This is a genomic window from Mesorhizobium tianshanense (genome assembly GCF_007830515.1).
GTDB lineage: Bacteria > Pseudomonadota > Alphaproteobacteria > Rhizobiales > Rhizobiaceae > Mesorhizobium > Mesorhizobium tianshanense.
In genome coordinates, this window is sequence record NZ_VLKT01000043.1 from 55,971 (window position 1) to 66,333 (window position 10,363).

Below are 10,363 nucleotides of genomic sequence, written 5' to 3' on the forward strand. Positions count from 1 at the left end.
AGGATTTTTAACCTGGCCGCTGTTAAGCATGGATGACACGCCACCGCGAACAGATAACTTATGTGCCAAACGCGAAAACAGGCTGTTCCAGCCATCGACCAGGAAACGCAGCGATGATCGCTCGCCTCATGATTGCCGCAGGCGTTGTCTGCTTCACCCTGCCCGCGCTTGCCGACGGCGAGGTGCAGAAGCTCATCACGCCCGCCGACAAGGCACGGCTCGACAAGTATGGCGAGACGCGCAAGACATCCCTCGATGAAGCCAAGGCTGGCGACGCTGCCGAGGTCAAGCAGCTCGACGCCTTGCTGGCAAAGCCGCTGGTCGCCTTTTCCGACACGGACCTGACCGGGAACTGGCAGTGCCGTACCATCAAGGCCGGCGGACTGAGCCCGCTCGTCATCTATGGCTGGTTCAAGTGCAAGGTGAGCGACAATGGTTCAGGCTGGACTCTGGAAAAGATCACCGGATCGCAGCGCACCAAGGGTCGCTTCTTCGATGACGGCGAAAAGCGCTCGATCTATCTCGGCTCCTTCTCCGTCAACAACGATCCGGCAAAACCCTATGGCAGCGGCCCACAGAGCGACCAGGTCGGCTACGCCTTTCGCAACAGCGCCGACGAATGGCGCATCGAATTCCCCGCGCCCTACTACGAATCGAAACTCGACATCCTTGAGCTCAAGCGCTGAGCCTGCAGCCCTGACACCCAAGCCGATCACCAAGGATTAACCCGGGCGGTCTAGCATCCCGCGCGCTGAGAGCAGGTCTTTTCGGGGCGGCACAAACCATGGAACCGTTGAACCCAAATCCGCGGCCGATCGTCGTCGTCACCGAAGGCGGACCGCATATCTGGGCCATCGTCAACGCCATCGCTGACCGGCTGGGACCTGTCAGCGTTATCCTCGAAACCCCTGAATCCAAAAAGCAATTGCTGATCGGGCGTGCCCGCCGCCAAGGCTGGTTACAGGCCGCCGGGCAGCTTGGCACGATGGTGCTGACGCGGCTTGGCAAGCGGTTTTTCGCCGGGCACGCAGCACGCATGATCGCCGAACAGAAGCTGCAGACGGAACCGAAGCCCGGACAAGCGACCATCGACGTTCCCTCGGCCAACGCGCCGGAGTGTCTGCAGGCGATCGCGGAAATCCAACCCGGCGTCGTGCTGCTCGCCGGCTGCCGCCTGCTGTCGAGCCAGACGTTGGCGAAAATCCCTTGCCCGGTCCTCAATTACCATGCCGGCATCGCTCCTAAATATCGCGGCATGAATGGCGGCTACTGGGCGTTGGCCACGGGCGATGCGCAAAATTTCGGCACCACGGTGCATCTGGTCGACGCCGGCGTCGATACAGGCGGCGTGCTGCTGCAGGCGCGCGGCAAGCCTGAGGCAGGCGATACGATTTCAACCTACGCGCTGCGGCAGGCGGCATTCTCGCGCGACATCTGCGTCGAGGCGGTCAGTGACGCACTGGCCGGCAAGCTTGCCATTTCAGATCCCGGCCTGCCCTCGAAACAATGGTATCATCCGACGATCTGGTTCTATCTCTGGACCGGCATAAAAGCCGGCGTCTGGTAACCCAGCGATCCTGAAGTCTCGCGTTTCGCTTGCCGCTTGGCGATAGCGTCGCTTTTGAATGCGCGCGCGTCGTCCCATAACAAGCAGCCTAATGGCGCTTGCGGCAATGCTCGAAACCGCTGCATCGACCCGAAAATCGGAATCGATCTTCGGAAAGCCCGATGCAGTCGAGTGAAAGTGGTAGGGCGTCCTTTCCAACTGGACGCAAAGCGCCCTGCAGGAGCGAGAATTCATGGCCGATCTGATCGTCGTCTACTGGCGCGACATTCCCGCCCAGGTCATCGTCAGGAAGGGCCGGCAGAACGCCAAGCGCGAACTGCCGCTGCGCTTCACCGAAGCGATCGACATGTGCGCCATGCGCACCGGCGCCGGCGGTACCGACGACTACCTGGCCGAATGGCGCAAGGCCGACCCCGTGCCGGTCGGTGACGATCTTGAAGGCGAGGCCGAAAAAGCCCTTCAGGACATCGACGCGAAATACGACCGCGAGCGGCTGGTCGCTCTGGTCAAGGCAGGCGGGAAAGAAAATGCCTGAAACGACCCCGGCGATTACGCAGGCCACTCTGGTCAAGAAGGCAGCGCCGAAATCCGACTACAAGCCGGCCGATGTGTCGCCGCAGCGGCGCGTCCAGCGCTCTTTTGCGGTGCGGCTGTGGTCGATCCGCCATTCACGATTGCTCGAATGGTTCTATAGCAGGTTCGCCGACATGTTCCTGCTGCTGCATCCGCTATGGAAGGGCATCGGCTACGGTCGCGTCGAGGGGCCGATCAAATTCGTCGAAAAACGCGTCAAGGGCTTCATGTTCGACTGCCGCATGTGCGGTCAGTGCGTGCTGTCCTCCACCGGCATGTCTTGCCCGATGAACTGCCCCAAGCAGTTGCGCAACGGCCCCTGCGGCGGTGTGCGCGCCAACGGCAATTGCGAGGTCGAACCTGACATGCCGTGCGTCTGGGTCAAGGCCTGGGAAGGCTCGCGCAACATGGTGCATGGCGACAAGATCCTCGACGTGCAGAAGCCGGTCGACCAGTCGCTGCGCGAGACCTCGGCCTGGCTGCGGGTGACCGCACAGGCCGCCGCTGCTCGCGAAGCAGCCAGCAACGCGGCGAAAACCGGAGCATCGGGATGATCGGCCGCCAGCCCGACGAGAATCCGGCCGGCATCCACCTGCCGCTCGATCCCCTGCCCGGCCACACCTCGCGCGGCCGGCTGGAGCGCGTCCTGCGGCGCGGCGAATTCGCGGTGACGACAGAGCTCAACCCGCCCGACAGCGCCGATCCGGAGGACGTCTACAACCGCGCCAAAATCTTCGACGGCTGGGTCGACGCCATCAACGCCGTCGACGCGTCGGGCGCCAACTGCCACATGTCCTCGGTTGGCATCTGTGCGCTGCTGACCCGCATGGGCTATGCCCCGATCATGCAGATCGCCTGCCGCGACAGGAACCGCATCGCCATCCAGGGCGACGTGCTGGGCGGAGCGGCGATGGGCGTCGCCAACATGCTTTGCCTGACCGGCGACGGCGTACAGGCCGGCGACCAGCCCGGCGCCAAACCGGTGTTCGACCTCGACTGCATGTCGCTCCTGGAAACCTGCCGCATCATGCGCGACAACGGCAAGTTCCTGTCCGGCCGCAAGCTGACGACGCCGCCGCAGCTTTTCCTCGGCGCGGCGATCAACCCTTTCGCGCCGCCGATCGATTTCCGCCCGTATCGGCTGGGCAAGAAGATTGCCGCCGGCGCACAATTCGTGCAGAGCCAGTACTGTTTCGACGTGCCGATGTTCCGCGCCTACATGCAGCAGGTCCGCGATCTCGGTTTCACGGAAAAATGCTTCATCCTGTGTGGTGTCGGGCCGCTGGCCTCGGCCAAGACCGCCAAATGGATCCGCTCCAACGTGCCGGGCATTCATATCCCCGATCAGGTCGTCAAGCGGCTGGAAGGCGCCCAGGACCAGAAGAAGGAAGGCAAGCAGCTCTGCATCGACATCATCAACGAGGTGAAGGAAATTCCCGGCGTATCCGGCGTCCATGTGATGGCCTACCGCCAGGAGGAATATGTCGCCGAGATCGTCGATGAATCGGGCGTGCTGAAGGGCCGCCAGCCATGGAAGCGCGAAATTCGCCGCGACGACCAACTCGTCGCCGACCGGCTCGACCACATACTGCACGACGAGATTACCGAAACCCAGGTGGACATGGTCAAGACCGCGCATTGACGGCGTGGATTGTCACCATTCGCTTGAACGAAATCAGAAACGATATAAAGAAGTCTTTATATCACGACGGAGGGATTTCATGACCCGGACGATCGTCGCCTCGGCGACACGAGAAATCATCATCGGCTTCGATCAGCCCTTCTGCGTGATCGGCGAGCGCATCAATCCGACCGGCCGCAAGAAGCTGGCCGCGGAGATGGTGGCGGGCAATTTCGAGACCGTCATCAAGGACGCGCTGGAACAGGCCGCCTGCGGTGCGACCATGCTGGACGTCAATGCCGGCGTCACCGCTGTCGATCCCAACGCAACCGAACCGGCACTGCTGGTGCAGACGCTGGAGATCGTGCAGGGCCTGGTCGACCTGCCGCTGTCGATCGACAGTTCGGTGACCGCCGCGATCGAGGCGGCGCTCAAGGTCGCCAAGGGCCGGCCGCTGGTCAATTCCGTCACAGGCGAGGAAGAAAAGCTCGAGGCCATCCTGCCGCTGATCAAGAAATACAACGTTCCCGTCGTCGCCATTTCCAACGACGAGACCGGCATTTCGATGGATCCGGATGTTCGCTTCGCCGTCGCCAAGAAGATCGTCGAGCGCTGCGCCGATTTCGGCATTCCGGCGCATGACGTCGTCGTCGACCCGCTGGTCATGCCGATCGGCGCGCTGGGCGACGCCGGCCGCCAGGTCTTTGCCCTCCTGCGTCGCCTGCGCGAGGAGCTCAAGGTCAACACCACCTGCGGCCTGTCCAACATCTCGTTCGGCCTGCCGCATCGCCACGGCATCAACGCCGCCTTCATCCCTATGGTGATCGGCGCCGGCATGACCTCGGCGATCATGAACCCGGTGCGCCCGCAGGAGATGGAAGCCGTGCGCGGCGCCAACGTGCTGAATGGCACCGACGAGAACTGCACCAACTGGATCAGAACCTACAAGGACTACAAGCCGGCCGAAGGCGGCCAGGCGGTAGCGGCCCCAACGGCGGTCAACGCGCCGGGCGAAGGCGGCGGCAATGGCGGCCGCCGGCGCGGCGGCCGTGAAGCCCGGATGGCCCGAGGATAAGCGCGCAATCGTGAACTCACCCGCCAACATCACCGATCCGCTCGTGCTGTTCATGCCGTCCGGCAAGCGCGGGCGGTTTCCGGTCGGCACGCCGGTGCTCGATGCCGCACGCCAGCTCGGCGTCTATGTCGAGAGCGTGTGCGGCGGACGCGCCACTTGCGGGCGCTGCCAAATCGAGGTGCAGGAAGGCAATTTCGCCAAGCACAAGATCGTCTCTTCCAACGACCACATCTCGCCCAAGGGCGCCAAGGAGGAGCGCTATGAACGCGTGCGCGGCCTACCCGAACGCCGCCGCCTGTCCTGCTCGGCGCAGATCCTCGGCGACCTCGTCGTCGACGTGCCGCAGGACACCGTCATCAACGCGCAGACCATCCGCAAGGACGCCGACACCAGGGTCATCGCCCGCGATTCGGCAATCCACATGTGCTACGTCGAGATCGAAGAGCCCGACATGCACAATCCATCAGGCGATCTCGATCGCCTGAAGATCGCGCTGATGAAGGACTGGGGGCTCAAGAGCCTCGATTTCGATTTCCATCTCCTGCCGCAGGTGCAGGGCATATTGCGCAAGGGCAACTGGACCGCGACCGCCGCCATCCACAAGGATGCCGACAGCGAGACCGCGCGGGTCATCTCTTTGTGGCCCGGTCTCAAGAACGAGGCCTATGGGCTTGCCTGCGACATCGGCTCGACCACCATCGCCATGCATCTGGTGTCGCTGCTGTCGGGCCGCGTCGCCGCCTCGTCGGGCACGTCGAACCCGCAGATCCGCTTTGGCGAGGATCTGATGAGCCGCGTTTCCTATGTGATGATGAACCCGGACGGCCGCGAAGGCATGACGGTCGCGGTGCGCGAAGCGATCTCCGGCCTCGTCGACAAGGTCTGTGCGGAAGGCAACGTCCAGCGCAACGACATCCTGGATTCGGTCTTTGTCGGCAACCCGATCATGCACCATCTGTTCCTTGGCATCGACCCGACCGAACTCGGCGGCGCACCGTTCGCGCTGGCCGTCTCGGGTGCCGTGCACATCAAGGCGTCGGATATCGGGCTGAAGCTCAACCAGGGCGCCAGGCTCTACATGCTGCCTTGCATCGCCGGCCATGTCGGCGCCGATGCGGCTGCGGTGACGCTGTCGGAAGGCCCGCACCGCCAGGACGAGATGATGTTGATCGTCGACGTCGGCACCAATGCCGAGATCGTGCTCGGCAATCGCCAGCGGGTCGTGGCGGCCTCCTCGCCCACCGGTCCGGCCTTCGAGGGCGCGGAAATCTCCGGCGGCCAACGCGCCGCGCCCGGCGCCATCGAGCGCGTCCGCATCGATCCCGACACGCTGGAGCCGAAATACCGGGTCATCGGCTCGGAACTGTGGTCAGACGAACCCGGCTTCCTCGACAGCGTCCAGGCGACCGGCGTCACCGGCATCTGCGGCTCCGGCATCATCGAGGTGGTCGCTGAGATGTATCTCGCCGGCATCATCTCCGAGGATGGCGTCATCGACGGGTCGCTCAGCGCCCGCTCGCCGCGCGTCATCGCCAATGGCCGCACCTTCTCCTACGTGCTGAAGGAAGGCGAGCCCAGGATCACCATCACCCAGACGGACGTGCGCGCCATCCAGCTTGCCAAGGCGGCGCTTTATGCCGGCACCAAGCTGTTGATGGAAAAGCAGCATACCGACCATGTCGACCGCATTCACTTCGCCGGCGCCTTCGGCTCCTTCATCGATCCGAAATACGCCATGGTGCTGGGACTGATCCCCGACTGCGATCTCGACAAGGTTTCGGCCGTCGGCAACGCCGCCGGCGCCGGCGCGCGCATGGCGCTGCTCAATCGCGGCTATCGCCGCGAGATCGAGGAAACGGTGAGCCGGATCGAGAAGATCGAGACCGCGCTGGAGCCGAAATTCCAGGAGCACTTCGTCTACGCCATGGCGCTGCCGAACAAGATCGACCCATTCCCAAAACTGTCGGCGGCGGTGAAACTGCCACCGCGCAAGACGGTCAGCGAAGACGGCATTGCCGGCGATGCCGCCCCACGGCGACGTTCGCGCGAAGGTCACGCCGCCCGGCGCGGCCGGGGGTAACATCCCGCCGGCGGAAGCGGCCCTTCACCGCCGATTTCATTTGTATGCATATGTTTCCAGATCGACAGATCTGGAAACGAAGACGCTGTTTTCGTGAAATCCACCAGATACATGCAGGGAGCATTTAACCGGCATCGAACGGCAGGCAGGAAATAGCTTTCAGCCGCCGCAGCGCGCTCCAAGGGAGATGAAGATGTCGATGTTCGAAAGCCTCGGCCGCTTTGGTGCGGCCATCAAGCATGCACACAACAGGAACAGGTCCGTCCGGGCCCTGAACAGCCTGCCGCCCGAAATCCAGAAGGACATCGGCTGGCCGTCGTCCCCGCGCAGCGACCCGCAGGCCACCCTGTCGGCCCTGCTTTTGGGCTCGGCGCGCTGATGACCTTCGCCGACAACTGCAAGCTGCTGGCCACGCGCCGAAGCCGTCATGCGGCTCCGGCGGCAAGCGACCGCCGGCTGCGCGCCGCACTGCTGCCCCGGCGCTGAGCGCTGCGGCGGCGTACGGGGCGACGACCACCGACAGCCTTTGCTCAAAGCTGGATCACACCAGCGTGTTGAAGCCGCGCAAAACTTGACATTCTTGGCGAAGGCACGATCTTCGGAGACTGTGAGGGGTTCTCTTAGTCGGCTCAGCCGAAGTCCGTGTGTCCGCATGCCCAGTCTCAAAAGCCACGTCGTGTCCTTCGTGCTCAGGCACAGCCGCAAGAAGGCCTTTTCGAGTCCGGAAAACCTGCAGCGCTGGATCGCTTATGCGCGCAAGACGGAGGACCACCGGCCGCCCGCCTCGCTGCGATCGCGTTTCGACGTTACGACGCGCAGCGTTGACGGCTTTCCCGTCTACGAAATCGCGCCAAAGGGCGGCGAGCGAAAGCGGATTCTCTACCTGCATGGCGGCGCCTATGTCTTCCAAATCACGTCCTATCACTGGGGACTCATCGCCGATATGGCCGACCGGCTGGGTTTCGGCATCACTGTGCCGATCTATCCCATTGCTCCCGAACACGATTTCCACGCCATGTTCGGCATGGTCGGCAAGGTCTACCGTCAGATACTCGACGAGGCGGAAGCGCAGGACATCGTCTTCATGGGCGATTCCGCCGGCGGCAACATGGCCGTGGTGCTGACCATGATGGCCGCGGAAGCCGCCCTGCCCTTGCCGTCGCGCCATGTGCTGATTTCGCCCGGCCTCGACATGTCGCTTGCCAACCCCGAAGTGTTCGAGGCCGAACGCAACGATCCCTGGCTGGGCATTCCAGGCGGCCTCGAGGCGGTCCGGCTTTACAGCGCCGGCATCGATCGCAGCGACTGGCGCATCAGCCCGCTTTACGGCGACCTGTCGGTGCTGCCGAAAACGCTGCTCCTGACCGGTTCGCACGATCTGCTCAGCCCCGACAATCTGATCTTCGCGCACAAGGCCCGCGTCGCCGGCGTCGACGTGGAGGTCGTCTACGAGGAAGGCATGTTCCACGTCTGGCCGTTGATCGACATGCCAGAGGCGCGGCGTGCGCGGGACAGCATCGTGGCGTTTTTGGGCAGCGAAACCGGGATATATCACGCCAAAGCCGGCGAATTGTCGCTGAAAAAGCCAGATCGCGGCGTCACCGCTCGCGGCCTGGCTTCGCCGTTGAGGTCTTGAATCAGAACTTCCCGGTTTCCCTGAACACTTCGAAGGTCGCGCGGATATGGTCGGCGACGGCCTTTACCGGTGCGCTGGCATCCGGCGCCACGATCATGGCGAGGCTGTAGGTGCCGATATCCGGCATGCCGTCCTTCGGGCAAAGCTCGACCATGTCGTTGCCGAGGAATGATTTCGGCAGCGGCGCCACCGCGAGGTCGGACAGGATCGCGGCGCGCTGGCCGGCCGTATGCGCACTCATATAGGCGACGCGATAATTGCGGCCCTCACGGCCGAGCGCTTCGAGGGCGCCTGCCCGCCAGGCGCAGCCCTCTTCCCACAAGGAAACCGGCAGCGGTTCGCGCAGATGCGCGCAACCGCCCTTGGCACCGGCCCAGACGATCGGTTCGGTGAGCAGGACTTCGGCGCCGAGCGCGCTGGTCTTGTAGGAGTTGGTGAGCAGCGTGATGTCGAGCGCCCGGTCGTCCATGCGCCGGCGCAGATTGCTGCTCTGGTCAATGGTGACGTCGACCGCGATCGAAGGATGCGACTGCGCAAAACGCTTCAGCACATGCGGCAGCACGCGCTCGCCATAGTCGTCAGGCGAGCCGAGCCGCACCACCCCAACAATGTCGGGGATGATGAACTTGGACACCACCTCGCGGTTGATCGACAGCAGCCTCCGGGCGTAGCCGAGCAGCATCTCGCCATCCGTGGTCAGCGTCACCGAGCGCGCGTCGCGCGCGAACACCGAACGGCCGAGAATATCCTCCAGCTTCTTGATCTGCATGGAGACGGCCGACGGCGTGCGGAAGACGGCATTTGCCGCGGTGGTGAAACTGCCGGTCTCGGCGATCGCCACGAACGTACGCAAGACGTCGAGATCGAGCAACGGCAATGGATGATTGAGTGGGGCGTTCATCGGGATCGACCTTCAATTTTTCTGATACAAACCATCATTCCATTTCGTTTGATTGAACATCACTTTGGGAGGATAGTCAACTCCATCGAAGGCGGACGTATCGAAAGCGGTCTTGAAACGACCATGACACGGATCTGCAATCGACACTAAATGAAGCTGAAACAAACCTGACGTAGCGCTTCGCACGCGGAGCAACCGGCAAATTCCCGGCTCAACGCAAAGGAGAATGAAATGTCCATCCTGTCATCCATCGGCCGCATTGCGACCGAAATCAGCGCGGCCCGCGCCCGCTACCAGACCGAACGCGCCATCCACTCTCTGCCGATCGAACTGCAGAAGGATATCGGTTGGCCTGAAGCCGCCGACACCAAGACCGGCACTCGTTACGGCGTCGGATCCTGGGCTGGTGGAGTAAAATAGATCGTGTGTATCCAAAGCTGAAGGCCTGCCGCGCAGACGCTGCCCGGCAGGCCTTTTTATTTTGTAGTCGACGACTTTCCGAGCCATGTCGCCGCTGCATGGCGCATATGAACGGGGTGCAATGCAGCCGACATTTCGTAACCGGGGCAAAACCGGTGGCGGACGCGGCGTTATGACTCGGGTGTATCGGGTTAGAGAGGGTGGCGGTTTGGCGGGCGGCGTGATTCTGTCAGGCCATGGCGGATCCACCAGATTCTCGAACGCCGACCCCTACGGACCTGCTCGACATGATCCTGCAGTTGCGGGCAGAGGTGGCCGGGCTTCGCGCCGAGAATGCGGCTCTGAAGGATGAGATCCGGCGTCTGAAAGGTCTACCGCCGCGCCCGACGCTGAAGCCGAGCGGGATGGAGCAGTCGTCCAAGCGGAGTTCACCTGCGGCAACGGGTCCGAAGCGGCGTGGCTCGAGCCGGGCGATCATCACCGAAGAGCG

At 63.2% G+C, this 10,363-nt stretch carries 12 protein-coding genes; 11 read left to right on the forward strand and 1 reads right to left on the reverse strand.

All coding sequences use genetic code 11. The features are described 5' to 3' along the window. Positions 1 to 113 precede the first annotated feature (113 nt). The 9 genes from IQ26_RS28120 to IQ26_RS28160 all read left to right on the forward strand — a co-directional run bounded on the left by IQ26_RS28120 (position 114) and on the right by IQ26_RS28160 (position 8,552). Positions 114 to 686, forward strand: a complete 573-nt coding sequence (locus tag IQ26_RS28120; RefSeq protein WP_145721624.1) for a DUF4893 domain-containing protein — start codon at positions 114 to 116, stop codon at positions 684 to 686. 98 nt (positions 687 to 784) lie between these two features. Further along, positions 785 to 1,567: a formyl transferase gene (locus IQ26_RS28125; protein WP_145721625.1), complete on the forward strand. Its 783-nt coding sequence runs from the start codon at positions 785 to 787 to the stop codon at positions 1,565 to 1,567. Positions 1,568 to 1,799: 232 nt separating this feature from the next. After that, on the forward strand, positions 1,800 to 2,102 hold the full coding sequence (locus IQ26_RS28130; RefSeq protein ID WP_145721626.1) for a virulence factor: 303 nt from the start codon (positions 1,800 to 1,802) through the stop codon (positions 2,100 to 2,102). Beyond that, positions 2,095 to 2,694, forward strand: a complete 600-nt coding sequence (locus tag IQ26_RS28135; protein ID WP_145721627.1) for a methylenetetrahydrofolate reductase C-terminal domain-containing protein — start codon at positions 2,095 to 2,097, stop codon at positions 2,692 to 2,694. The genes IQ26_RS28130 and IQ26_RS28135 overlap by 8 nt, the downstream gene beginning before the upstream one ends. Next, a complete protein-coding gene (locus IQ26_RS28140) occupies positions 2,691 to 3,782 on the forward strand; it encodes a methylenetetrahydrofolate reductase (protein WP_145721628.1) in 1,092 nt (363 codons plus the stop codon). Before IQ26_RS28135 ends, IQ26_RS28140 begins: the two co-directional genes overlap by 4 nt. A gap of 79 nt (positions 3,783 to 3,861) precedes the next feature. Beyond that, the gene (locus tag IQ26_RS28145; RefSeq protein WP_145721629.1) at positions 3,862 to 4,836 is read left to right on the forward strand and encodes a methyltetrahydrofolate cobalamin methyltransferase; all 975 of its coding nucleotides are present in this window, start codon (positions 3,862 to 3,864) and stop codon (positions 4,834 to 4,836) included. Further along, a complete protein-coding gene (locus IQ26_RS28150) occupies positions 4,787 to 6,916 on the forward strand; it encodes an ASKHA domain-containing protein (RefSeq protein ID WP_145721630.1) in 2,130 nt (709 codons plus the stop codon). The genes IQ26_RS28145 and IQ26_RS28150 overlap by 50 nt, the downstream gene beginning before the upstream one ends. A 193-nt stretch (positions 6,917 to 7,109) precedes the next feature. Continuing rightward, positions 7,110 to 7,295, forward strand: coding sequence for a hypothetical protein (locus tag IQ26_RS28155; RefSeq protein WP_145721631.1), 186 nt, complete (start codon positions 7,110 to 7,112; stop codon positions 7,293 to 7,295). A gap of 273 nt (positions 7,296 to 7,568) precedes the next feature. Next, positions 7,569 to 8,552 carry an alpha/beta hydrolase gene (locus IQ26_RS28160; protein WP_240547270.1) on the forward strand — a complete coding sequence of 328 codons (984 nt, stop codon included), beginning with the start codon at positions 7,569 to 7,571 and terminating at the stop codon, positions 8,550 to 8,552. Position 8,553: 1 nt separating this feature from the next. Here IQ26_RS28160 and IQ26_RS28165 read toward each other — a convergent pair whose 3' ends face one another. Continuing rightward, complete coding sequence (locus IQ26_RS28165; protein WP_126042754.1) at positions 8,554 to 9,453, reverse strand: LysR substrate-binding domain-containing protein; 900 nt, start codon at positions 9,451 to 9,453, stop codon at positions 8,554 to 8,556. Between the two features lie 231 nt (positions 9,454 to 9,684). Between IQ26_RS28165 and IQ26_RS28170 the strand changes: the two genes are divergently transcribed. Together IQ26_RS28170 and IQ26_RS40000 are read left to right on the forward strand one after the other, a co-directional pair. Next, entirely contained in the window at positions 9,685 to 9,873 is a 189-nt protein-coding gene (locus IQ26_RS28170; protein WP_145721632.1) for a hypothetical protein, read from the forward strand. 287 nt (positions 9,874 to 10,160) lie between these two features. After that, a partial coding sequence (locus IQ26_RS40000) for a septum formation initiator family protein (protein ID WP_240547271.1) occupies positions 10,161 to 10,363 on the forward strand: 203 nt, incomplete at its 3' end.